At 69.2% G+C, this 24702-nt stretch carries 19 protein-coding genes and 1 pseudogene; 15 read left to right on the top strand and 5 right to left on the bottom strand.

What is annotated here, in order from left to right:
- The 5 genes from ACYVGN_RS13310 to ACYVGN_RS13290 form a co-directional block, all read left to right on the top strand.
- Nucleotides 1-737: N-6 DNA methylase (locus ACYVGN_RS13310; RefSeq protein ID WP_460791327.1), on the top strand; the 737-nt coding region annotated here is incomplete at its 5' end.
- Nucleotides 734-1861, top strand: a complete 1128-nt coding sequence (locus tag ACYVGN_RS13305; RefSeq protein WP_460791326.1) for a restriction endonuclease subunit S — start codon at nucleotides 734-736, stop codon at nucleotides 1859-1861. The genes ACYVGN_RS13310 and ACYVGN_RS13305, both read left to right, overlap by 4 nt.
- Nucleotides 1862-1934: 73 nt before the next feature.
- Entirely contained in the window at nucleotides 1935-5072 is a 3138-nt protein-coding gene (locus tag ACYVGN_RS13300) for a type I restriction endonuclease subunit R (protein ID WP_460791324.1), read from the top strand.
- A gap of 129 nt (nucleotides 5073-5201) precedes the next feature.
- Entirely contained in the window at nucleotides 5202-6908 is a 1707-nt protein-coding gene (locus ACYVGN_RS13295; protein ID WP_460791323.1) for a hypothetical protein, read from the top strand.
- On the top strand, nucleotides 6901-7731 hold the full coding sequence (locus tag ACYVGN_RS13290) for a hypothetical protein (RefSeq protein ID WP_460791322.1): 831 nt from the start codon (nucleotides 6901-6903) through the stop codon (nucleotides 7729-7731). The genes ACYVGN_RS13295 and ACYVGN_RS13290 overlap by 8 nt, the downstream gene beginning before the upstream one ends.
- A gap of 193 nt (nucleotides 7732-7924) precedes the next feature.
- Here the strand turns inward: ACYVGN_RS13290 and ACYVGN_RS13285 are convergent, their stop codons facing one another.
- Both ACYVGN_RS13285 and ACYVGN_RS13280 read right to left on the bottom strand, forming a co-directional pair.
- On the bottom strand, nucleotides 7925-9415 hold the full coding sequence (locus ACYVGN_RS13285) for an FAD-dependent oxidoreductase (protein ID WP_460791321.1): 1491 nt from the start codon (nucleotides 9413-9415) through the stop codon (nucleotides 7925-7927).
- Nucleotides 9412-9705 carry a hypothetical protein gene (locus tag ACYVGN_RS13280; RefSeq protein ID WP_460791319.1) on the bottom strand — a complete coding sequence of 98 codons (294 nt, stop codon included), beginning with the start codon at nucleotides 9703-9705 and terminating at the stop codon, nucleotides 9412-9414. The genes ACYVGN_RS13285 and ACYVGN_RS13280 overlap by 4 nt, the downstream gene beginning before the upstream one ends.
- Before the next feature lie 174 nt (nucleotides 9706-9879).
- Between ACYVGN_RS13280 and ACYVGN_RS13275 the strand changes: the two genes are divergently transcribed.
- From ACYVGN_RS13275 to ACYVGN_RS13245, 7 genes are all read left to right on the top strand, one after another.
- Nucleotides 9880-10581, top strand: a complete 702-nt coding sequence (locus tag ACYVGN_RS13275) for a DUF3800 domain-containing protein (RefSeq protein WP_460791318.1) — start codon at nucleotides 9880-9882, stop codon at nucleotides 10579-10581.
- A 217-nt stretch (nucleotides 10582-10798) separates the two neighbouring features.
- Nucleotides 10799-11101 carry a hypothetical protein gene (locus ACYVGN_RS13270; protein ID WP_460791317.1) on the top strand — a complete coding sequence of 101 codons (303 nt, stop codon included), beginning with the start codon at nucleotides 10799-10801 and terminating at the stop codon, nucleotides 11099-11101.
- 42 nt (nucleotides 11102-11143) lie between these two features.
- Nucleotides 11144-11791, top strand: coding sequence for a hypothetical protein (locus tag ACYVGN_RS13265; protein ID WP_460791315.1), 648 nt, complete (start codon nucleotides 11144-11146; stop codon nucleotides 11789-11791).
- Nucleotides 11792-11955: 164 nt separating this feature from the next.
- On the top strand, nucleotides 11956-12939 hold the full coding sequence (locus tag ACYVGN_RS13260) for a hypothetical protein (RefSeq protein ID WP_460791314.1): 984 nt from the start codon (nucleotides 11956-11958) through the stop codon (nucleotides 12937-12939).
- A 124-nt stretch (nucleotides 12940-13063) separates the two neighbouring features.
- Complete coding sequence (locus ACYVGN_RS13255) at nucleotides 13064-13408, top strand: hypothetical protein (RefSeq protein WP_460791312.1); 345 nt, start codon at nucleotides 13064-13066, stop codon at nucleotides 13406-13408.
- 125 nt (nucleotides 13409-13533) lie between these two features.
- The gene (locus tag ACYVGN_RS13250) at nucleotides 13534-13911 is read left to right on the top strand and encodes a YrdB family protein (RefSeq protein WP_055992441.1); all 378 of its coding nucleotides are present in this window, start codon (nucleotides 13534-13536) and stop codon (nucleotides 13909-13911) included.
- Nucleotides 13912-13914: 3 nt separating this feature from the next.
- Nucleotides 13915-15279 (top strand): FAD-binding oxidoreductase, encoded by a 1365-nt coding sequence (locus ACYVGN_RS13245; protein ID WP_460791310.1) that lies wholly within the window; start codon nucleotides 13915-13917, stop codon nucleotides 15277-15279.
- Between the two features lie 261 nt (nucleotides 15280-15540).
- Here the strand turns inward: ACYVGN_RS13245 and ACYVGN_RS13240 are convergent.
- Nucleotides 15541-16319 (bottom strand): annotated as a pseudogene (locus tag ACYVGN_RS13240) (glucosamine-6-phosphate deaminase).
- A 171-nt stretch (nucleotides 16320-16490) separates the two neighbouring features.
- Between ACYVGN_RS13240 and ACYVGN_RS13235 the strand changes: the two are divergent.
- The 3 genes from ACYVGN_RS13235 to ACYVGN_RS13225 all read left to right on the top strand — a co-directional run bounded on the left by ACYVGN_RS13235 (nucleotide 16491) and on the right by ACYVGN_RS13225 (nucleotide 20090).
- Nucleotides 16491-17927, top strand: a complete 1437-nt coding sequence (locus ACYVGN_RS13235; RefSeq protein ID WP_460791308.1) for a family 20 glycosylhydrolase — start codon at nucleotides 16491-16493, stop codon at nucleotides 17925-17927.
- Between the two features lie 161 nt (nucleotides 17928-18088).
- Nucleotides 18089-19579, top strand: coding sequence for a L,D-transpeptidase family protein (locus ACYVGN_RS13230; protein ID WP_055992430.1), 1491 nt, complete (start codon nucleotides 18089-18091; stop codon nucleotides 19577-19579).
- A gap of 61 nt (nucleotides 19580-19640) precedes the next feature.
- The gene (locus ACYVGN_RS13225; protein WP_055992427.1) at nucleotides 19641-20090 is read left to right on the top strand and encodes a GNAT family N-acetyltransferase; all 450 of its coding nucleotides are present in this window, start codon (nucleotides 19641-19643) and stop codon (nucleotides 20088-20090) included.
- Nucleotides 20091-20836: 746 nt separating this feature from the next.
- On the opposite strand, the gene ACYVGN_RS13220 is transcribed toward ACYVGN_RS13225, so the two are convergent.
- Together ACYVGN_RS13220 and ACYVGN_RS13215 are read right to left on the bottom strand one after the other, a co-directional pair.
- Nucleotides 20837-22651: an ABC transporter ATP-binding protein gene (locus tag ACYVGN_RS13220; protein ID WP_460791306.1), complete on the bottom strand. Its 1815-nt coding sequence runs from the start codon at nucleotides 22649-22651 to the stop codon at nucleotides 20837-20839.
- Nucleotides 22648-24549 carry an ABC transporter ATP-binding protein gene (locus ACYVGN_RS13215; protein ID WP_460791305.1) on the bottom strand — a complete coding sequence of 634 codons (1902 nt, stop codon included), beginning with the start codon at nucleotides 24547-24549 and terminating at the stop codon, nucleotides 22648-22650. Before ACYVGN_RS13215 ends, ACYVGN_RS13220 begins: the two co-directional genes overlap by 4 nt.
- Nucleotides 24550-24702: the final 153 nt, after the last annotated feature.

The raw sequence follows: 24702 nt of genomic DNA, 5'->3' as shown, positions 1-24702 counted from the left end.
TCCCTGCCCGCGACCGCGGACAACAGGACGACTCTCATAACGACTGGACCTACGAAACGGGGTCAGCCCAGTGGGACGCGAAGCTCGCGAACGACCCCCGCTGGAAGTACGGCACTCCACCGAAGGGCAACGCGAACTTCGCGTGGGTGCAGCACTTCATCCACCACCTGAAGCCCAATGGCACCGCCGGTTTCGTGCTCGCCAACGGATCCCTCTCTTCCAAGAGCGGTGGCGAGGGCGAGATCCGCGAGAACCTCGTCCGCGCCGGACTCGTCGACTGCATCGTCGCGATGCCCGACAAGCTGTTCTTCAACACCGGCATACCCGTCGCCCTCTGGTTCGTCTCGAAGGACCGCGGCGGCAACGGCCACCGCGAACGTCGCGACGAGGTGCTGTTCATCGACGCCCGCAAGCTCGGCACCATGGAGAGCCGCCGCCTGCGTGTCCTCGACGACGCCGACATCGAGAAGATCGCCGGCACCTACCACGCCTGGCGCAACCACAACGGCGGATACGAAGACATCCCCGGCTTCGCGAAGGCCGCAACCCTCGACGAGATCGAGCAGCACGACTTCGTCCTCACCCCCGGTCGCTACGTCGGCGTCGAAGAAGCGGAAGCCGACGACGAGCCCATCGACGAGAAGATCGCGCGACTCACGAACGACTTGCTCGCTGAGTTCGACCGTGGTGCCGAGCTTGAGAAGGTCGTGCGCGAGAAGCTGGCGGGTCTCAGGTGACCTGGCGGCGCGCCACACTTGGCGAGCTGGAAGCTGAGAACTCCGGATCGATCCAGACCGGCCCATTCGGCAGCCAGCTCCATATGAGCGACTATTCGACATCCGGTACCCCGGTCGTGATGCCCACCAACATTCGCGAGTTGCGGATCAGCGAGGATGGCATCGCCCGTGTCTCGGACGATCACGTTCACCGGCTCTCACGCCACCAGTTGAGAGCCGGGGACATCGTGTATAGCCGACGTGGGGACGTCGAGAAGTGCGCGCTCATCACCGAGCGTGAAGCGGGTTGGCTTTGCGGGACGGGATGCCTGCTCGTGCGGGTGACCGGCCCGACGGTCGATACGAGATTCCTTTCATATGCACTCTCGCTCCCTGAAACACGGGGATGGCTGTCGCAGCGGGCAGTTGGGGCAACGATGCCCAATCTGAACACGAACATCCTGCGCGAAGTCCCGGTCTCCCTGCCGCCCCTGCCGGAGCAGCGTGCGATCGCTGCGACGCTCGGCGCGCTCGACGACAAGATGGAGTCCAACCGGCGAGCCCACCGGCTGCTGTGGGAGCTGATGCAGGCGGAGTGGGATTCTCTGACCGAGAGCAGTACACCCGGGGCGGTCGGCGACGTGTTGGGTTTGTCGTACGGGAAAGCATTGCCGGCGAAGGAGCGAGTTGCTGGAACTGTCCCCGTATACGGAAGCAACGGCGTCACGGGTGCGCACAATGAAGCGCTGATCAACGGCCCTGCCGTGATTGTCGGCAGGAAGGGCAGCGTCGGCGAGGTGCATTGGTCGCACACCGAAGCATTCCCGATCGACACGACGTTCTTCGCGGACCCCATCGATGGCTGGCCGCTTCTCGCATGCTTCTTTGTGCTACGCGATGCGGGGCTCACGGCAATGAATTCGGATTCTGCAGTGCCGGGCCTCAACCGCGCCCGAGCCCTGTCGGCATCGACGAGGATTCCTGCGGCCCGATCCGCGGCCACGTGGGCGGAACGCCACGAATCGACGCTGGAACTGATTCGTCATCTCGAATCGGAGTCCCAACGTCTCGCAGCCCTCCGTGACGCGCTCCTCCCGGAGCTCCTCTCAGGCCGTATCCGCGTACCGGTCGACGAGGTCGCGTGATTCGGATGTCGTCCGGGTCGTGTATCCATGTGGATGAAGGGGTAATCCACGTTCGCGCCGCGAAAGGGTCTGGATGTCGCTTATGAACGAGGCGGTGCTCGAGGAGAGTGCGCTCGGGTGGTTCGCGGAGCTGGGGTTCCACACGCTGAACGCGTCGCTGATCGCTCCGGGCGAGCCGGATTCGGAGCGGGTCTCGTTCAGCGAGTGCATCCTCGAGGGTCGCCTGCGTGACGCGGTGGCACGGATCAACCCCGGCGCCACGGCCGACATGGTCGATGTCGTGGTGGGGGAGATCCTGGCGATCGGTGAGCAGAGCGCGATCGATGAGAACCGGCGCGTCCACCTGATCCTCACCGACGGCATCGGCGTGGAGTATCGCGACGACGACGGCATCCTGCGGACCCGCCTGATGCGGGTGATCGACTTCGAGAACCCGGATGAGAACGACTGGCTCGCGGCCAACCAGTTCACGATCTACGAGATCAAGAACCGTCGCCCCGATGTGCTGGTGTTCGTCAACGGGCTGCCGGTGGCGCTGTTCGAGCTGAAGAACCCGGTCGCCGAGAACGCGACGATGCAGTCGGCGTGGAACCAGATTCAGACGTATCGGTCGGATATCCCCTCGGTGTTCCGCACGAACGTCGTCACGATCATCTCGGACGGCCTGTCGGCGGCGATGAGTACCTTCACCGGGGCGTTCGAGCATTACGCGCCGTGGAAATCGATCGATTCGCCGACGCCGGTGCAAGGGAAGCCGTCCCTCGAGGTGCTGATCAAGGGTGTCTTCGAGAAGAAGCGGTTCCTCGATCTCGTCCGTAACTTCGTGGTGTTCAGCGATGAGACCACGAACGATGTGAAGACGGGCCAGTCGAAGCGTGTGCTCGTCAAGCGCGTGGCGAAGTACCACCAGTTCTGGGCGGTGAACGCGGCCGTCGAGTCGACGGTGCGGGCCTCGAGCCCGGACGGGGATCGCCGCGGTGGTGTGGTGTGGCACACGCAGGGTTCGGGCAAGAGCTTCGAGATGGTGTTCTACGCGGCGAAGATCATGCAGGATCCGCGGATGATGAACCCGACGCTGGTGTTCATCACCGACCGCAACGACCTCGACGATCAGCTCTTCACCGATACGTTCGCGCCCGCGCACATCCTCCCAGAGACACCCGTGCAAGCCGACTCTCGGGCGGACCTCCGCAAGCTCCTGAGGCGCGCGTCGGGCGGCATCGTGTTCACGACGCTACACAAGTTCGCGCCCGGTGATGCGGGTGACGTCAACCCGGTGCTCACCGACCGTCGCAACGTCGTGGTGATCGCTGACGAGGCGCACCGGTCCCAATACGGGCTGAAGGACCGGATGGACGCGGAGGGCCGGGTGAAGCCCGGCCTGGCGAAGAGCATGCGTGACGCCCTGCCGGGGGCGACGTTCCTCGGCTTCACCGGCACCCCGATCGACGACGCGGACAAGTCCACGCGCGCGGTGTTCGGTGACTACATCGACGTGTACGACCTCACCCGTGCGGTGCGTGACGGGGCGACGGTGAAGATCTACTACGAGGCCCGCGTCGCCCCGCTCGATCTCTCCAAGGACGATCGGCAAGCGCTCGATGACCTCGCCGACGAGATCATCGACGGCGTCGACGAGAACACCGGCAACGACGCGAAGGCGAAGTGGTCGCGCATGGAGGCGATCGTCGGCGCCGAACCGCGCCTGGAACGCATCGCCGAGGACATCGACGAGCACTGGGAGCGCCGCAAGATCGCCGCCTTCGGGAAGGCGATGATCGTCACGATGAGCCGCAAGATCGCGGTGCGCCTGTACGACAAGCTCGTCGCCAAGCATCCCGACTGGCATGACCCGGATCCGAAGAAGGGCAGGATCAAGGTTATCATCACCGGGTCGGCCGCAAGCGAGCAATGGGCGCAGCCCCACATCTACTCGAAGAAGGTCCGTCAGGAGCTGCAGGCACGGGCGAAGGACCCGGCCGATCCGCTCGAGATCGTGATCGTCTGCGACATGTGGCTCACCGGGTTCGACGCTCCCGTCCTTCACACGATGTACGTCGACAAGTCGATGCGCGGCGCTGGCCTCATGCAGGCCATCGCCCGCGTCAACCGCCGATTCCGCGACAAGGACGGGGGCCTCATCGTCGACTACATCGGCCTGCTGTCCAACCTCGAAGACGCCCTCGCCGTGTACTCGCCGTCCGACCGTGAGCAGGCGGGCGTCCCGATCGACGAGGTCATCGACGCCATGCTCGAGAAGCACGACATCGTCAGGGCGATGCTTCACGAGCACCCCTACGACTCGTCGCCGTCGCTGTCCGGCCCGGAACAGCTGCAGCAGATCGCGGGCATGGCGAACTTCGTCCTCGCCGACGACGACCGCGCGAAGCGGTTCCTCGACCAGGTGCTCGCCCTCGTCAAGGCCCACTCGCTCGCCGGCGCTGACGACAGGGCGCGGGCGATCATGGACGACGTGCGGCTGTTCACGTCCGTGCGGGTCGCGGTGATGAAACTCCAGAACCCGAACGATCGTCCCGGCGTTCGCCCACAGGACCTCGACACGGCGTTCACGCAGCTCATGAACGCGGCCGTCGCGGCCGACAAGGTCGTCGACATCTACGCCCGGGCGGGCATGAACTCGCAGGAACTGTCGCTGCTGTCGGATGAGTTCCTCGAGTCGCTGAAGCACACCGAGCAGCCGAACCTGCAGCAGGCGCTGTTGCGGCGGTTGCTGAACAACGAGATCCGCTCGCTGCGCCGCTCGAACATCGTGCAGGCGAAGAAGTTCTCCGAGATGCTCGACGCCGCCCTCACCAAGTACACCAACCGCACGCTGTCGACCGCGGAGATTATCGCCGAGTTGGTGAAGATGGCCAAGGAGATGAAGGGCAAGACCGACCTCGCCAAGCGTGCCGAGGAGCTCGGCCTCCGCGTCGACGAGGTCGCGTTCTACGACGCCGTCGCCGAGAACGAATCCGCCGTGCTCGAACTCGGCGACGAGACCCTCAAGAAGATCGTCCGCGAGCTGGTGATGAAGATCCGCAACTCGGTGACGATCGACTGGCGCAACAAGGAGTCCGTCCAGGCTCAGATGCGCTCGCAGATCAAGCGCATCCTCGCCCGCTACAAGTACCCGCCGGACGGCCGCGAGCAGGCGATCGAACTCGTCATCCAGCAGGCCGCGCTGCTCGCCGATGAGGTGGCGGCGTGACAGGAGACTCCGACACCCAGATCACCGCCGGTTCCCGCGTGGCCTTCGGCGATCTTGGAGCGGGCGCAGCGGCGAACAGGCAAACCACGAAGCTATGGTTATAGAGACATCAAGGAAGGCCACCTACTCATGACGGAATCGGTGCTGGCGCCCGACGAATCCCCGCTCTCAGGCGGCAACTTTCGCGCAGAAGACCTAACCAAAGAGCAGCTCACGCGGCTCACGGTTATGAGCGAGCGCGAGCAGGAGATCGTGAGGGCGCTGGAGTCGGGCGGTCAGCGCCTCCTAATTGGTCCACGCGGATCCGGGAAGAGCACATACTTGAAGTTCGCCTATTACGAGGCGCTAGACGGTGACCGCGTCCTACCCGTGTACGTGAACTACTCTCGCTCGATATCCCTCGAGCCAGAGTTCCGCAAGTCGGCTCGGGCCCTACCTCTTTTCAGGCAGTGGGTCCTAGCGCAAATCGTGCACGGCCTGCGCATGTCGCTGGACGAACTCAGCGTCGAAGTGCCGGACGCCCAGGACGAACGCTTTCGCGCTGCGGCTGACTTCGTATCAGCGATCGAACGTCAGCGCGTCAGTGAAGCCGCGGAGACCGCCTTCGATGTGACTCAGGTGCTGCAACTTCTCGCAGAAGCCGGGGCGATCGCGGGACGTCGACGGGTTGTGCTGCTACTCGACGACGCGGCGCACGCGTTTGCAGCCGAACAGCAACGCGAATTCTTTGAGATCTTCGCAAGCCTGCGTTCACGTTGGGTCAGCTCGAAGGCGGCTGTGTACCCTGGCGTAACAAGCTATACGCCGCGCTTTCATATCGGCCACGACGCGCAGCTGATTGACGTTTGGCTACGGCCGGACCAGTCCGGCTACGTGGACATGATGCGCGAGATCGCTCAAAAACGCCTCACCTCCGAGGAGTTCGCGCAACTCGATCGTCGCGACGGGCTCCTCGAATACTTGGCGCTCGCCAGCTTCGGTATTCCACGAACACTCATCTTGATGCTGGCGCAGATCAGCGAGGAGACTGATTCCAACCGTCTCTCGGCGACAAAAGCGATCTCGGACAGCGCCATCGAAGACGCTGCTGAGAACGCAATGAAGGTATTCACCTCACTTGAAGCGAAGCTCCCGAGGTATCGGAACTTCGTAGCTGTCGGGAACGAATTCGTCGCACAGTCGCTCGAAGCCGTACGCAAATACAATGACACCCGCGCTTCATCGGGTCACGACGGGCGCGCGAATCGCATATGGATCGAAGAGCCTATCCCCTCCGAGGTCCAACGCATTTTCGGTTTTCTCGAGTACGCCGGCGTGGTTCGACAGCAAGGCACCTCGGTGTCGCAAGGAGGGCGCTCGTATCGAGTGCTTGTGCCGCACTACGGACTGTTGGTAAGTCACACTGCACTCGGGCTCGGCCGAAACCCGAGCATCGCGAGCGGAATAGCCGCACTGTCGTCACGTCAGCACGCGGCGCGCGTGCGGCGGACGCTTCCAAGCCTTCTTGGCTCCGACTACCAAAGCCGTTGTCGTCTCGACCTTGGGCAATGCGCGAACTGCGGAGTTCAGCGCGAGAATCCCGAGGCTCGGTTCTGCGCGAACTGCGGGGCGCAGCTTTCTCAGGCATCAGTTTTCGAGGAGCTGCTCGACACCGATATAAACGCCCTTCCGTTGAGCGCAGCGATCCTGTCGAGAGTCCGCGACCACAGCGACCTTAGAAAGATCAAGCACATCATCGTGGATGAGGAGAACCAGAGGCTTCTGGAGATTCCCTACATTGGCCCGCAAAGGGCGTCTCGAATCCGGCTCCTAGCAGAAGAGTTCGTCTATGAGTGATCCCACGAGGATCGAGCCACCGCGCTTGGCACGGCAGACGCAGCCCGATGCGATGCAGGTTTCGGACTGCGTAGTGCCAATCGGCGATTCCACGCCCGCGCCAGTTGAGCAGTTCGAGACCGCTCTCGTGGCACTCGCGCTGATGAGCTCCGAGATGCAGTCGCACCCGCACCCAGAGGTGCTGGGAGAAATGATCATTGTGGCCGCTGTCGCGAGCGTCGAGGCATTCTTTCGGGACGTCCTCAGTGAACTGGTAATGGTTTGTCCGTTTGTCCGCGAGAACCTTCGGCACGAACAAATCACCGTCGGGGCGGCAACTTCCTACCCCGAGGGGATGGTAGGGCTCGCACTAGTGGAGAGAGAGCTCTTTAGCTCTCGTGGTGTGATCGAGAAGCAACTGAAGCGTTTCCTGAAGCTGGACTTGAGGGGTCAAGAGGAGTTGCGAGCAGCGATCACTGCCTTCGAGCGCGCATGCACCTGTCGCCATGCAGCTGCACACTGGCGCGGTTACGTCGACTCAAGCACCCTGGCGTCACTGGGTGTAGATAGCGCAATACGGTCGCGATACCAGATCCGCACTTCGTTCGAGCTGACGCAGCGCGTGCTCGCGGCATGTGACCATTTAGTACACGTCGCAAACGATGTGCTACTGGATCTCACGTTGAACCGCTGGCTCAAAGAGGGCCTTATCGCGCTCACTGATGATTCGGCCTCAGAGGATGTCGACCTGTGTGAGCGGTTGATCGGCCTATTCGCGTCGACAACGTCGAGATCTGTTCAAGACGGCATCGAGTTTCGAGCTCAGCTGCTTGTCAGCCCTTAGCACCGTGTGACCCGTGACGCAACGACATGCACCACACGCACGCGACGCCGTCAAGCACCAGCGCTTCCGTGTGAAGGTACGGGATTCGAACGATGTCGTCGAAGCCGTGCTCCGCGACTAGGAGAACTTCCCGACGTCATCTCGAGCTGGCTTCCGCTTCGTCGCGTCTGGATGCTCCGATCAGACGATCGCCCTACTTCCGCTCCAACCCCACGCTCGCCGGCCCCTCCAGCACGTCGCCATCGGGGCTAAATCGCGACCCATGCAGCGGGCAGTCCCACGACCGCTCGGCCGTGTTCCACTCGAGGATCCCGCCCATGTGGGTGCACACCCCCGACACGCGGCACACCACCCCGTCGATCCGCGCCTCCGCGACGGGGTGCCGCCCGTCCCGCACCACATGCCCCTCGCCCTCGGCGAGGTCCCCCGATCCGGTCACCGTCCGCACGACCCCGCCGACCAGCGACGCGGCCACCGACGCCTGCGCCGCCACGAAGTCGACCCCATCCACAAGCCGCAGATGCGGCGAGCGCAGCGCCTCGGCCCAGGGCACAGGCTCGCGCAGGATGTCGCCGGCGATCGTGAGCGCGGCGGCGGGGGCGTTGGTCATGCCCCACTTGTCGAAGCCGGTGGCGGCGTAGATGCGGCCGTTGGTGCCGGGCATCGCGCCCGCGAACGGGACGCGGCTCACGGTGCGGTAGTCCTGGGCCGCCCACCAGGTCACACGCACCGCGCCGGCGAAGTTGTCGCCGGTCCAGTGGTCGAGCTCGCGCAGCAGCCTGTCGGTCTCGCGCTCGCGCCCGGTGATGAACGCGCCGCCGCCGACCACGAGCAGCTCGCGGCCGTCCTCGCCGCGCGCGGTGCGCAGCGACCGCCCCTCGGGGTCCAGCGACAGGAACACCCCGCGCGGCAGCGGGCCGACCACGCGGTACGCGGCCACGAGCGAGCGCGACGGGACCAGCCGGGCGAAGAACGCGGCGCGGTCGATCACGGGCGATCCCGTGGTGACGACGAGGGTCTCGGCGTCGAGCTCGCCGGCCGTGGTCTGGACGACCACTCCCCCGTCCTCGACCTCGGCGCCCTGCACGCGGCATCCGGTCACGATGGTCCCGCCGTGCGAGCGGATCTCGGCCGCGAGCTTGGCGAGCAGGCGCATCGGATGGATCTGCGACTGGCCGTGCATGCGCAGCGCGCGCGTCACGGGGTACGGCAGCCCGGCGTCCTGGCCCTGCGCGAGCACATCCACGTCCACGCCGACCGCGGCCATCGCCTCGGCCTCCTGGTCGACGGCCCGCTCGCCCTCGGAGGTGGTGGCGTAGGTGACGGCGTCGACCTGCTGGATCGCGTCGTGCTCGCCGGACAGCTCGCGGCGCACCCAGTCCTGCCCCGCGCGGTTCGCCTCGACGTACGCCTCCAGCGCCTCGAGCCCCGCGTGCGACTGGATCTGCGAGTACACCGATCCCTGCAGCAGGCTGAGCTTCGCGGTCGTGTTGCCGGTGGTGGCGGCGCCGACGTCGCGCCCCTCCAACACGGCGACGCGCTGCCCGCGTCGTGCAAGCAGCGCGCCTGTGGCGAGTCCGGCCAGCCCGGCGCCCGCGATCACCACGTCGGTGTTCGCGGGCGGCTGGGCGTCAGTCTGGATGGGCGGCGACGTCAGCCGCCAGAGGGACTGGGGTGCCGTCATCCGGCTCCCGCGGCCGCGAGCGGCGGCTGGGTGGCCGCGCGCGAGACCCCGCGGCGTCCGCCGGGCGGGAAGTGCGCGATCGGCTTGGGTCGCTCGGCGCGGCTCGCGCTCGCGGCGAGCAGGTCGGCGGCCATGAGCAGCACGCTCTGCATCGAGGTGTGCCTGGTCGTGCCGCGGGCGCCCTGCACCCACACGGCCTCATAGCTCGGCTCGTGGTCGTCCGTCGGGATCTGCTCCACGTACGCGATCACACTGGCTGCATCGCACGACGCCACGCTGCGGTCGCACACGCGCCAGGCCCCCTCACCGAGGGGAACGAGCTCGAGTTGGCGATAGTTGTCCATTGTGAGTCACCACCTCCGCATTTAGTGTGCGAAACAAGTGCACCGACTTCCACCGGTTGACACGCGGCGTCACGCCCGGTAGAGGGTCCAGGCGTCGGTGGCCACGCGTAGGGTCATCCCGTGCTCTACGCCTTCATCGACGAGTCCTACACTGCGGACCGGTACTACGTGGCGGCCGTCGTCGTGAAGGAAGAGCACCTCGGCACGGTCAGCCGCGCGCTCACGGAAGCTCGAGCGTATGCGAAGACGTTCGGCGTCGACGAGGCCCAGATCGAGTTCCACGCTCACGCGCTGATGACCGGACGCAGCGGATGGGAACCAGTGCGCGGCAAGACCCGCGCCGCGCTCGCGATCTACCGCGACGTCCTGACCCGCATGGCCCGACTGCCAGCGACGTTGATCATCCGAGGGGTCGATATCCCCCGGCTGCACGCGCGTTACCGGTATCCGCAGCGCCCGCACGAGCTGACGTTGCGTCACCTTCTCGAGCGAATCGACGACCTCGCGCGCTCGCGTGGCGATGTCGTGACCGTGATCGCCGACGAGATCCAGGATCAGGCGGATCACATCGCGCGCGCCGCCTGGTACCAGCAGAACGGGACGGGTGGATCGCGCTCGAGTCGGCTTGCGCAGATCCAGATGCCGATCGTGTTCGGGTCCTCAGCGGAGTCTCCAGGCATCCAGCTCGCCGATCTGGCGGTCTACCTATACCGACGCCTGGACGCTCACACCGAGACGCATCCGCGGACGGCACGCGAGGTGGAACGCCTCTGGAAGCTCCTGCAGCCGATCTGCCGACACGCCTCACGGTGGGATCCGTAGAAGCACGAAAGCCCCGCGATGCGGGGCCTTCGGCGGACAACGCTCCGGTAACCGGCTCGTCGTCCTTCGACGTTAACACGAATCCCGGACATTGCGGCGTGTCCTGCCGCGATTCATCGATTCGGATGCTCGCTGAACGAGGGTCGACCCCCTTTTGGGCGCCCCCGAATGGGCGGACGATGGTGACCAACCGACCCTTCCGCATCAGGAGGCGGACATGAGCACCTCGGACGACCCTCGCAACGACCACTACTTCACCTCGCCCGAGCGCATCCAGCGCCACCTGCCGGGCCCGGATGACGTGGACTACGGCTCCTCCCGACATTGGGGCCTGCCCGTCCCCGCCGACGCGTTCCGGCCCGGCGAGTGGGTCGACGACGACCCGCGCGAGGGACCGCACTGGCGCTGGACGCCCACCGGGACCGAGGGCGGCGAGTTCCACCTCGACACGATCGTGCCGTCGGCGGACACCCGGGGTCAGCCGGGCCGTTCCATCCACGACCCGGAAGGCGGACACTGAAGGCAGAGCTCATCACATCCCCACCACGACAAGGAGGCGGACATGAGCACGGAGGAGAAGGACGCACGGCGACCGCACCGCTTCGGGGACGACCCCGACGAGGTCATGATCGAGACGCAGGCCGGGCTGGCCGCGGCGGGCCTGCCGCCGGGGATCCCGCCGGTGCCGCCCGTGGGACACAACCCGGGGCCCGACGACGTGATGTACATCGGCGAGAACATGGGCACGATGCCGCACTCCGCGGAGGAGTACCGCCCCGCCGAGGTGGATGAGCCCGACACCCGGCACGCCCCGGGCCACTGGGTGCCGAGCGGCATCGGCGAGAGCGGCCGGATCGTCGAGGAGTACATCCCCGGCGCCGACGCGCGCGCCGCCGGCCGCTCGGGCCACCTCGACGGGCCCGCGGACGTGCACAACGTCATCCACCCGCACGTCGGCGCCGTGCGCGAGGACCTCAACCTCGCCACCCCGTCGCAGCGCGTGCAGGGCCTGATCGTGCAGATGGAGGCCGACCTCGCCACCCGCCGGCTCGCGCCGGAGGCCGTGCAGTACGTGCTCGAGGAGCGCCTCGCGCAGGCCGACATCGAGGCGGACGACGACGAGATCCAGCGGCTGGTGGGGCAGATCACGTCGGAGGCCGCGCCGACCGACGTCGAGCACGGGGAGCCGGGCGCCAGCCGGCGCCTGTGACCCCGGGCGTCCGGCGCCGGGACCGGGCCGGCCGCGGGGATCGCCCGACGGCGTGCGGACCCGCGCCTAGGGCCTTCCCGCGCCCGCGTCAACCCCGTTCAGTGCACGCCGACTGCGGCGGACGATGGGCTCGTACCCATCCCATCCACGAGCAGGAGGCGGACATGAGCACGTACGACGACCAGCCCGACACCCAGGGCACCGACCCCCTCGACGCGGAGCTCGGCGAGGAGGGCCAGGGCGATCTCACCCCCGAGGACGGGCCCGAGCGCTCGGACCAGATCGGTGCCTCGATCATCAACGAGGACCAGGCCCTCGGCGGCCCCGTGCTCACGACCTCGCCCGACCGCGATGCGGGCCTCGCGCCGGGCCCGGATGACGTGGTCTACGAGGGCGACAACGTCGACACCACGCCGTACCCCGCCGACGACTTCCGCCCGGATCCGGATGAGCTCGCCGCCCCGGATGCGACCGGCGGCAGCAGCCTCGAGCAGGGCATGGACCCCTCGCACGCGACCGACGGATGGACGCCGGACGCTCCCGAGACCGAGCAGGATACGGGCGGCGGCGGCGCGGGCACGGTTCCCGCCGGGCGCGAGGGCGCCGACTCGGGCGCGGTCGACAGCGTGAGCGTCGAGGGCACCTCGAGCCCCGACGTCGAGCGCTCGAGCCAGAACGACATCGCGGGCGTCGGCCCGGCCTCGGGTAGCGACGCGGCGTCGGGCGGCGGCGAGGCCGCTCCGTCGGGCTACGAGCCGTCGGGCGCCAATGCCGCGGCGGAGCCCGGCTCCGACCCGCAGGCCGTCGAGGACGCCCCGACCCAGCACGGCTCGGCCGATCCGAGCATCGCGGGCGTTCCGGATGCCGTCGGCCCGGGCGGCAGCGGGCTGCAGACCGGCACGCGGCAGGACCTCAACGACGCCACGATCGCGCAGCAGGTGCAGGGCATCGTCGTGCAGATGCAGGGCGACCTCGGCACCGACCGCCTCGCGGAGTCGGAGGTGCAGCACGTGCTGGAGGAGCGGCTGACGCAGGCGGGCATCAGCGCCGACGTCGAGCAGATCGAGCAGCTCTCGCGCCAGATCGTGTCGGGCAGCGCCCCGACCGACGTCGACGAGGGCGAGCCCGGCACGAGCAGCAGCCTGTGAGACCGGCCCGGCGGGCGGGGATCGAAACGGCGCTTCCTTCTCCCCGTCCGTCGGTGCCCTCGCTCGGGGCGCCATGCCCCGCCGGATCCCGGGCGGAACCCGGGGCGAACACGAAGGGGAAGACATGAGCACTCCCGACCAGGACGCGGACACCCCGCGCGAGGGGTACGGCGTCGAGCGACCGGACGAGCAGTACCGCGGCCGGCAGGACGAGGCCGAGCAGTGGGGACCGCCCGACAGCGAGTCGCCGCAAACCGCGCGCGAGGGCTACGGCGTCGAGCGCACCGACGACCGCCTCGCCGACGAGGCCTCGGAGGAGGCCTTCGTGGAGGACTCGTCGGACGAGGACGCGGAGCAGTCGTTCGGCCTGCCGCAGGAGTCGGCCGACGGCCAGTCGGCGGACGCCGGCTCGTACGCGCAGTCGGAGCTGCCGGACTCGGACGAGCCGTTCTCGCGCTCGGCGGACTGAGCGCGGGCGTTTCGTCTCCGGCTCCTTCGTCGCCTCCGCTCAACGACCGGGGGACATGCGCGGGTCGTTGAGCGGAGCGAAGCGGAGACGAAACGCCTTGAAGCCCCGCGCCTAGACTGGAACCCATGTCCCACAACGCTTCCGAGGCGACGGCCGGCGTGCGGCCGCCCCGCATCACCGTGCTCGACATCCTGCGATTCGCGTCGGAGCTGGTGGCGATCGCGAGCCTCGCGGTGTGGGGCTTCGCGGCGTGGGACTTCCCGTGGAACATCGTCTTCGGCCTCGGCGCGCCCGCCCTCGCCATCCTGGTGTGGGCCCTGTTCGTCTCGCCCAAGGCCGTGTTCTCGGTGCACCCGTTCATCCGGGCGCTGGTCGAGCTGCTGGTGTTCCTGTCGGCCACGCTCGCCTGGTGGGCGCTGGGTCAGCCCTGGCTGGGCCTCGGCATCGGCGTGGCCAGCGTCGTGATCGGCGTGCTGCACGGCCGCCGCGAGCTGGCCGCGTAAGCCGTGGCCGACGTCCTCGAGCTGCTGCGCGCCGAGCTCGGATCCCTCGTCGACACCTCCCCCGCCGCGCTCGACGACGCGCGCGCCGACAAGTCGGGGCACCGCGCGGCGGCTCCCCCGATCGCGGTCGTGCACGCCGAGTCGGTCGCGCACGTGCAGGCGACCCTGCGCATCGCGAGCGCCACGGGCACGCCGGTCGTGACGCGCGGCGCGGGCACCGGGCTCGCGGGCGCCGCCAACGCCGGCGGCGGCGAGATCGCGCTCTCGGTGCGCCGGATGACGCGCATCCTCGAGGTCTCCCCCGACGACCTGCTCGCCGTGGTCGAGCCGGGCATCCTCAACGCCGAGCTCAACGCGCACCTCGCGCAGCACGGCCTGTGGTGGGCGCCCGACCCGGCCAGCCGCGACATCTCGACCGTGGGCGGCAACATCGCCACGGGCGCCGGCGGCCTGCTGTGCGCCAAATACGGCGTCGTGCGCGACGCGGTGCTCGGCGTCGACGTCGTGCTCGCCGACGGGCGCCTCATCCGGATGGGCCACCGCAGCGTCAAGGGCGTCACCGGCCTCGATCTCACGTCGCTCATGATCGGCTCCGAGGGCACGCTCGGCGTGATCGTCGGCGCGACCCTGAAGCTGCGGCGCCTCGTGCCCGGCACGGTGTGCACGATCGCGGCGACGTTCCCGACCGTCCGCGCGGCCGCGGCCGCGTCGTCGGCCGTCACGGCCTCGGGCATCCAGCCGTCGATCATGGAGCTGATGGATGCCACGAGCCTCGCGGCCGTCCACCGCCTGCTCGCGCTGCCGGCCCCGACGCCCGGCGCCTCGCAGCTGACCATCCAGACCGACGGGCCCGCCGCGGCGGCCGAGGCGGACGCGATCGCCGAGGTGCTGCGCGCGTCCGGCGGCACCGTGGCGCTGACGCACGACCGCGCCGAGGGCGAGCGCCTGCTCGCCATCCGCCGCGCCATGCACCCGGCCATGGAGTCGCTCGGCAACGCCCTGATCGAGGACGTCTCGGTGCCGCGGTCGCAGATGGCCGCGATGTTCGACGAGATCGCGCGCGTCGAGCGCGAGCACGGCGTCGCCATCCCGACCGTCGCGCACGCGGGCGACGGCAACCTGCACCCGAACTTCGTGTTCCAGGGCGAGGACGTGCCTCAGCTCATCTGGGACGCGGCCGACGACCTGTTCCGCGCGGCCATCCGCCTGGGCGGCACGCTCACGGGCGAGCACGGCATCGGCCTGCTCAAGCGCCGCTGGCTCGCGGACGAGCTGGGCGACGACCAGTGGCGCCTGCAGCGCGACATCGCCCGCGTCTTCGACCCGCAGGGGATCCTCAACCCCGGGAAGGTGTTCGAGGAGCGCTGAGGGGGTCGCCCCCCCTGTGGTGGTTGAGCGACGAGCGCCAGCGAGGAGTCGAAACCGCCCGGACCGTCCCGCGAGGGTGTGCGCCGCGGGGAGGCTCAGCGGGTTTCGACTCGCTTCGCTCGCTCAACCACCACGGGGCGGGCTTCGACTCGCTTCGCTCGCTCAACCCGTTTCGTCTCCGCTCGCTGGCGCTCGCTCCGCTCAACGACCGGGGGGGGTGACGTCCGGTCGTTGAGCGGAGCGAAGCGGAGACGAAACGGCTTACAGGCCCTGCCAGGCGGGCTTGTTGGCGTAGGTGTAGCGGTAGTAGTCGGCGTGGGCGAGGCGCGAGGCGGCGGCCTCGTCGACCACGACCGTGACGTGCGGGTGCAGCTGGATCGCCGAGCCGGGCAGCGACGCCGTGACCGGGCCCTCGACCGCGCCGGCGACGGCCTCGGCCTTGCCCTCGCCGAACGCGAGCAGCACGAGGTGGCGCGCCTCGAGGATGGTGCCGAGGCCCTGCGTGATGCAGTGCATCGGCACGTCGTCGATCGAGTCGAAGAAGCGGGCGTTGTCCTCGCGGGTCTGCTGCGTCAGGGTCTTGACGCGCGTGCGCGACGCGAACGACGAGCCGGGCTCGTTGAAGCCGATGTGGCCGTCGGTGCCGATGCCGAGGATCTGCAGGTCGACGCCGCCGGCCTCCGCGATCGCGGCCTCGTAGTCCTCACCGTGGTGCTCGATGCCCTCGAGCGAGCCGTCCGGCACGCGGACGCGGGCGGGGCCAGGCCGAGGGGCTCGACGACCTCGCGCGTGATGACCGAGCGGTAGCTCTCGGGGTGCGCCGGGTCGATGCCGACGTACTCGTCCAGGGCGAAGCCGCGCACCTGCGACAGGTCCACGCCCTCGAGGCGCGGGCGCAGGGCCTCGTAGACCGGGAGCGGCGTCGATCCGGTGGCCAGGCCGAGCACGGCGTCGGGGCGGCGCGCGATGAGCTTCGCGATCTCGTCGGCGACGAGCTCTCCGGCGGCGGTCTTGTTCGGGACGATGACGATCTCAGCCATGCAGCACGCCTCTTTCGGGTGGGGATGACGCGAGCCGAGCGCCCGGCGCGCACGCCCCGATCCCAGGGCGGAGGCGCACGCGTGTCCCGTTCACGCCCGTCCGGATGATCGAACGAAAGCCGCGGCGCAACCCCCTGCTGCGCCTCGCGCGCCGGTGTTAGCGTCGCGCACATGCCTCTCGCACTGCTGCCGTGGCCCGCATCCGTCACCGTTGTCCAGGGACCGCCGCTGCGGACCGCGCCGGGGTCACGGCGCGAGATCGCCGACCGGATGGCGGATCGGGCGGAGCTCACGTTCGCCGAGGGCCACGGGTTCGAGGGGTACCTGCTGCTCGTGAGCGCGAACGGCGTGCGCGTCGAGACCTCCACCCAGGCGGGCGCGTTCTACGCGCGGCAGACCCTCGCGCAGCTGATCGAGTTCGACGAGCAGGGCCCGCTGCTGCCGGCGGTCGAGATCCGCGACGCCCCGCGGTTCGCCTACCGCGGGCTGATGCTCGACCTCGTGCGGCACTTCCATCCGGTCGAGACGGTCGAGGCCGTGATCGACCGCGCCGCGTCGCTCAAGCTCAACGCCCTGCACCTGCACCTCACCGACGACCAGGGCTGGCGGCTGCAGCTGCGCTCGCATCCCGAGCTCGCCGAGCACGGCTCGGGCAGCGAGCTGGGCGGCGGCCCCGGCGGCTCCTACACGCTCGAGGACTGGCGGCGCATCGTCGACTACGCCGCCACCCGCCACATGATCGTGGTGCCCGAGTTCGACCTGCCCGGCCACACGCACGCCGTCGGCCTCAGTCACCCGGAGCTCGTGGCCGAGCCGGTGATCACGGACGAGGTGCGTCGGGTGGCGGAGGAGTTCGGCGGCGGGCTGCCCGCGAACGGCACGCCCTACACGGGCGCCGCGGTGGGGTTCTCGTCCCTGCGGCGCGACGCCGAGGGCCTGGAGGATCTCCTGCGCGACGTGCTCGGCGAGATGGCGGCCATGACCCCGGGCCCGTATCTGCACTTCGGCGGCGACGAGGCGCTCGGCACCGACCCCGCCGACTTCGGCGCGGTCGCGGAGCTCGCGGCGGGCATCATCGCCGAGAACGGCAAGACCCCGATCGCGTGGCACGAGGCGAGCGCCGCCGACCTGCCGCGCGGCTCCGTCGCGCAGTACTGGGGCTTCCGCAGCCCGGGCGACGAACAGGCCGAGCGCGCCCGCGCGTTCGTCGAGCGCGGCGGCCGGCTCATCCTGTCGCCCGCCGACGCCATCTACCTCGATATGAAGTACGACGCCGAGACGCCGATCGGCCTCGTCTGGGCGGACGGGCCGACGAGCGTCGAGCGCTCCTACGCGTGGGACCCGGCGGCCGTGATCCCGGATGTGCCGGAGTCGGCGATCCTGGGCGTCGAAGCATGCCTGTGGAGCGAGACCGTCGCGGACCTCGCGGACATCGACACCCTGATGTTCCCGCGCGTGGGCTCGGCGGCCGAGGCCGGATGGTCTGCCCCCGCCGGCACCGAGCAGCGCACATGGGAGTCGTTCCGCGAGCGTGTCGCGGGCCTCGGACCGGCATGGGCCGAGGCGGCGATCGCGTTCCACCGCAGCCCCGAGATCGACTGGCGCTGAGCCTCGGGCGGGCCCGCTGACCGGGCCCGGGTCGGCGGATGCCCAGCGCATCGTAGTGACTTCGTAACGAATCCCGCCGCCCGGGCGCGTCGGGCGACCGTACCCTGATATGACGGCTCATTCTGCCGACTCGGCTTCTCGAGCCAACCAGGGGGTTAATCGTGACGGACGTGGCGACCAGGCCGGAGGGCACCACCGACGACGGCGGCGATGCCGCCGCCACCGCCGTGATCGCGGAGCAGCCGCGCGTCGAATGGGCGCCGGCCGAGCCGCAGAAGAAGCGTCGGCTGGGTCTCTGGCTGGGCCTCGGCATCCCGACCGGCGTCGTCGCCGCGGGCGCTGTCGCCGCCTCGCTCGTCCTGATCGCGCCCGGCGTGACCGCCGCGGGCGTGCCCGTCGGCGGCATGACGCCCGGCGCGGCCGCCGAGGCGATCAGCGCCGAGCTCGCCTCGACCGAGTTCACGGTCGGCGACGCCACCCTCACGGGCGAGGAGCTGGGCCTGTCGATCGACGCCCAGGCGCTCGCATCCGAGACGTTCGACACCTACCCCGCCTGGAACCTCGGCGCGTGGGGCACCGGCGAGACCGCCGCGGCCGTCACGATCGACGCCGAGCAGGCCGCCGTCGCGCTGCGCGAGGCGCTGCCCGCGATGTACACCGACTCCGTCAACGCGCAGGTCGTGCTCGACGAGGAGAGCGGCCGCTTCACCGTCACGCCCTCGGAGCCCGGCCAGGGCATCGACGTCGAGGCGATCGCCGCGAGCGCCACCGACGCGATCGCCGCCGGCACCACGACCATCGAGCCGCAGCAGACCGAGGTCGAGGCCGCCGCCACGACCGAGGAGGCCGAGGCCTTCGCCGCGAAGCTCAACGAGCAGGCCGACACGGCCGGCTTCTACCTGCAGGACGAGCGCGCGCACGGCGTGCCGCTGCGCACGATCGCCGGCTGGATGGACATCCAGGCCGACCCGACGACGGGAGACTTCGTCGTCACGCCCGACGTCGCCGCGATCGACGAGGCCATCAAGAACCTGCCCGAGCAGGTCAACCAGGACGTCGTCGACGAGAAGGTCGTCACCAACTCGGCGGGCGAGCACCTGCGCGTGATCCAGGAGGGCCAGGACGGCTTCGGCATCACGTCGACCGACGGCGTCTCGGGCCAGATCGCGGACTCGCTCAAGGGCGGCGACCTGCGCTTCGAGCTCGAGGGCGAGGTGGTGAAGTTCCAGACCCAGGAGCTGTTCCGCCGCGTCGAGGTCGACAAGAGCGCCGGCATGACCTACATGTACGAGAACGAGAAGCTGGTGGCCTCGTACGCGGTCGCGATCGGCCGCGGCGGCGTGCACGACGGCATCCAGACCGAGACGCAGACCGGCCACTTCACGGTCTACGGCCAGCTGACCAGCCAGGACATGGGCTCCTGCAACCCGGACGGCACCGTCAAGGAGGGCGGCAAGTTCGGCTACTGCACCGCGGACGTCCCTCACGTCACCTACTTCAACGGCGACCAGGGCTTCCACGGCACCTACTGGCACAACAACTTCGGCGCCGGCGCCCGCATGAGCCACGGCTGCGTCAACATGACCCGCGCGGCCGCCGAGCACATGTACTACTTCGCGCAGACCGGCACCGAGGTGTGGGTGCACGACTGAGCGGATCGTCATCCGGGAGTCCCCGGATGCACGTGCCCACCCGAAGGGTTAGCCTGACGATATGACGCTGAACCTGGTCGAGCTCTCGCCCGCGACGATCGTCGCGGTCAACACCATGTCGCTGAAGCCCGGCCAGGAGGAGTTCCTCGCCCCGATCTCGTACAGCATCGCCGCCACGGTGATCGACCCCGCCAAGGCGTGGCAGCGCGTGGCCGTCGACGGCGACGAGGTCGTCGGCTTCATCAGCGCCAGCTTCGACGAGGACGCACCGCACGAGCACTTCAAGTCGGTGCTGCTGCGCATCAACGTCGACGCCGACGACCAGGGACGCGGCATCGGCCGCTTCCTGGTCGAGGCGCTGGTCGACGAGGTCCGCCGCCGCGGCCTCGACCACATCACGGTCATGTACGAGGCCGGTGAGGGCGGACCCGAGGCGTTCTTCCACCGTGTCGGCTTCACCCCCGTGGGTGAGACGGAGTACGGTGAGGTGGTGGCCGAGATCCGCGTCTGATCGACGCGCCTGCCACGGGGGAACACACGCTTTTCGACTGAATCGTCGGCGCCGCTAAAGACGTCTGCGCTGAATCATGCCGGCGGCGGGGTCTCGAATCCCCCTCCCCCATCGAGACCCCGTCGCCATCCTCTTTTTCAGAAGCGGTCGCACGACGGTAGATGTGGGATCTGGGTGTGGTCGTTGAGCGACGAGCGCCAGCGAGGAGTCGAAACGGCGCTGAGCCGACCCAGCCGACCGGGGACGCTCAGTCACGTTTCGACTCCGCTCCTTCGTCGCTCCGCTCAACGACCGCAGGAGGGATCCCCGGTCGTTGAGCGGAGGCGCGCCAGCGCCGGAGACGAAACGCACGCCACCCGTGGTCGTTGAGCGACGAGCGCCAGCGAGGAGTCGAAACGGCGCCGAACCGACCCAGCCGACCGGGGACGCTCAGTCACGTTTCGACTCCGCTCCTTCGTCGCTCCGCTCAACGACCGCAGGAGGGATCCCCGGTCGTTGAGCGGAGGCGCGCCAGCGCCGGAGACGAAACGCACGCCACCCGTGGTCGTTGAGCGACGAGCGCCAGCGAGGAGTCGAAACGGCGCCGAAGCTCCCGGCCGGCCGGGGACGCTCAGTCACGTTTCGACTCCGCTCCTTCGTCGCTCCGCTCAACGACCGCAGGAGGGATCCCCGGTCGTTGAGCGGAGCGAAGCGGAGACGAAACGGGCTGTGCGAGCGGAGCGAGTCGAAGCCGCTCCGTCCGCCCGCTACACCAGGCTCTCGCGCCAGGCGGCGTGGAGCTGCGCGAACTTGCCGTCGCCCGCGATCAGTGCGTCCGGGGCGTCGTCCTCGAACACGCGGCCGTGCTCCATCACGAGCACGCGGTCGGCGATCGCGACCGTCGAGAGGCGGTGCGCGATGATGATCGCCGTGCGGTCCGCGAGCAGCGTCTGCAGCGCATCCTGGATCGCCCGCTCCGACGGGATGTCCAGCGACGCCGTGGCCTCGTCCAGGATCAGCACCGCCGGGTCGGCCAGGAACGCGCGCGCGAACGAGATCAGCTGGCGCTGCCCCGCCGAGACCCGGCCGCCGCGCTTGTTGACGTCGGTGTGGTACCCGTCCGGCAGGCCCTGGATGAACGCGTCCGCGCCGACCGCCTTGGCGGCCTCCACGATCTCGTCGAACGTCGCATCCGGCCGCCCGAGCGCGATGTTGTCCGCAACCGTGCCGCTGAACACGTACGCCTCCTGCGTGACCATGACGATCGCGCGGCGCAGGTCGCGCGGGTGCAGATCGCGCAGGTCGACGCCGTCCAGCGTCACGCGGCCCACGCTCGGGTCGTAGAACCGCGACACGAGCTTGGCGAGCGTCGACTTGCCCGCGCCGGTCGTTCCGACGAGCGCCACCGTCTGCCCGGCCGGGATGTCGAGCGAGAACTCCGGCAGGACGATCCGGCCCGTCCCGTACGCGAACGTGACGTCCTCGAAGCGCACGTGGCCCCGCGCCTCCGGCAGCTCCACCGGCGCGGTCGGATCCGGCACGGTGGGCTCCTCCTCGAGCACGCCCGACACCTTCTCGAGCGCCGCGGAGGCCGCCTGGAACGAGTTCAGGAACATGGCCACCTCCTGCAGCGGGCTGAAGAAGTTGCGCACGTACAGCACCGACGCCAGCAGCAGGCCCACGGAGAACTCGCCCCACGTGATCCGGATGCCGCCCCACAGCACCACGAGGCCGATCGAGAAGGCCGAAATCGACATCAGGCTGGGCTCGAACACCCCGAACAGGCGGATCGAGCGCATGTTGACGTCACGGTACTCGAGCGCCAGGTCGCCGAACTGCTTCTCGTTGCGCGGCTCGGTGCGGAACGCCTTGCCCGCGCGGATGCCCGTCATGGTCTCCACGAACTTCACGATCACCTTGGCGCTCACCACGCGCGAGACCCGGTATGTGCGCTGCGACGACAGGTAGAACCAGCGCATCAGGATCGCGAGCGGCACACCCGCGGCGACCAGCACGAGGCCCGACTGCCAATCGACGATCATCAGCGCGATGAACGTGAACGCGCCGTAGAGCGCGCCGTTGACGAGCTGGGTGAGGCCGCCGTTGAGCAGCTCGCGGATCGTGTCGAGGTCGCTGGTCTGGCGCGAGATGATCCGGCCCGACGTGTACGACTCGTGGAACTCGAGGCTCAGCAGCTGCGTGTGGCGGAACACCCGCGTGCGCAGGTCGAGCAGCACGTTCTGGGTCACGCGCGCCGCGAGGATGTCGTACCAGGCCAGCAGCAGGGCGCCGCCGATCGCGGTCGCGACGTACGCGCCGCCCACGAGCCACGCCGGGCCCCAGTCGGCCCGCTCGATCACGGCGGGCAGCGCCGTGTTCAGCCCGATGCCGAGCAGCGCCGGGCCGAGCACGCGCACGCCGGTCTGCGCCACGACCACGACCGCGACCAGGATGACCTGGGCCTTGAGCGGCGCGAGCAGCGACATCAGCAGGCGCAGCGAGCGGCGGCGGATCGCCCGGCTCTCCTCGCGCGTGTAGTCGGAGCGGTCCTCGCCCGCGGTTCCCTGCACGGTGCTGCTCATCGCGCGGCCTCCTCGTCCTTCTCGCCCGCGATCACGTCGAGCTCGGCGGTAGAGCCTGGATCGTCGAAGGGAGACCTGTCGTTGCGCCACGCCTCCTCCTGCTCCACCTCGCGCTCGAAGCTCGAGATCACGGAGCGGTAGTGCGCCGACCGGGCCATCAGCTCGGCGTGCGTGCCGACGGCCGTGATCCGGCCGCCCTCGAGCAGCGCGACGCGGTCCGCGAGCGCGACCGTCGACGGCCGGTGCGCCACGATCAGCGCCGTGGTGCCGGCGAGCACGCGGCGCAGCTCGGCCTGCACGCGCTCCTCGGTGTCCACGTCGAGCGCCGACAGCGGGTCATCCATCACGATCACCGCGGGGCGCGCGGCGACCGCGCGGGCCAGGGCCAGGCGCTGGCGCTGTCCGCCCGAGAGCGACAGGCCCTCCTCGCCGATCAGCGTGTCCGCACCGTCGGGCAGGTCGTCGACGAACGCGGCCTGCGCGACGTCCAGCGCCTCGCGCAGCACACGGTCCGCCTCCGGCGAGCGTGGGTCGAGGTCGTCGCGTCCGAGCAGGACGTTGTCGCGCACCGAGGCGGAGAAGAGCGTCGCGTCCTCGAACGCGGTCGCGATGATCCGCCGCAGGTCGACCAGGCGCAGGTCGCGCACGTCGACGCCGTCGATCGTGACGCGGCCGCCCGTGACGTCGTACAGACGCGTGGGCAGCGTCGTGAGCGTGGTCTTGCCCGATCCGGTCAGCCCGACGAGCGCCATGGTCTCGCCCGGGCGCACCTCGAGGTCGATGCCGTTCAGCAGGTCCGGCTCGGCCGATCCGGCGTCCTGGTAGCGGAAGTGCACGCCCTCGAACGCCAGCGCGCCGCGCGGCTCGGCGATCTCGACCGGGCGCTCCGGGTCGGTGATCGTGTTCTGCGCGTCGAACACCTCGAAGATGCGGTCGGTGGCCGTGCGGGCGTCCATCATGAACGCGAACAGGAACCCGATCGACTCGATCGGCCAGCGCAGGATGGTCACCATCGCGAAGTACGCGAACAGCTGGTCCACGCCGATCCGCCCGAGCGATGCGAGCCAGATGCCCATGATGAGGCTGACCGCGAACGCGAACTCCTGCATGAACACGAGCCAGAACTCGATGCGCGCGATCGCGCCGGCCTTGCGCATCTCGGTGTCGCGCAGCGTCTGGGCCTGGCGCGTGAAGCGGCGCAGCGCGTGCGGGCCGCGCCCGAAGGCCTTGAGCACGCGGATGCCGTGCACGCTCTCCTCGACGCTCGTGGCGAGGTCACCCTGCTGGTCCTGGCTGAGGCGCGTGAGCGTGCCGTACTCGCGCTCGAACAGGAAGCCCTGGATCCACATCGGGATGCCCGAGGCGACGAACACGGCGGCGAGCGCCCAGTGCCACTGGAACAGCAGCACGGCGCCGATGACGACCGTGAGCACGTTGACCACGAGCAGGATGAGGCCGAACGCGAGCCAGCGGCGGATGAGGCCGATGTCCTGCATCATGCGGCTGAGCAGCTGACCCGACTGCCACCGGTCGTGGAACGCGACGGGGAGGTGCTGCAGGCGTGCGTAGAACGTGCGACGCAGGTCGTACTCGACGTACGTGGCCGGGGCGACGACGAGCCAGCGGCGCAGGTAGACCATGAGCGCCTCGGCGAGGCCCAGCCCGAGCACGGCGAGCGCGCCCCATACGACCGCCGTGGTCTCGCCGGAGGCGATGGGGCCGCCGACCACCCACTCGAGGGCGATCGGGATCATCAGGGCCATGAGCGCCGCGCCGAGCGCGGTCACCGCGCCGAGCGCGAGGCGCGGCAGCACGGGACGGGCGAACTCGAGCAGGCGGAGCAGCGCCCGTGCCGTGGACAGACGGGGCGCGGACGGGCGCGGGGAAGGACTGGACATGTTCCTCGTGGGAGTCAGAGAAAGGCCGGATCAGCGGAGCCTTCCAGCCTATTGAGCTTCGAGCGCGCGCCGCAATGGCGATATGAGGCGGCGCGTCGCCCCTCTCGACGCTACCGCTGTGTGGGAGCACCGGCTCCGTCGCGCACCATCCCC

It is taken from the genome of Microbacterium lacusdiani, assembly GCF_054779895.1.
The sequence above is the reverse complement of the archived record's forward strand: the minus strand, read 5'-3'. Positions and strand labels throughout refer to the sequence as shown.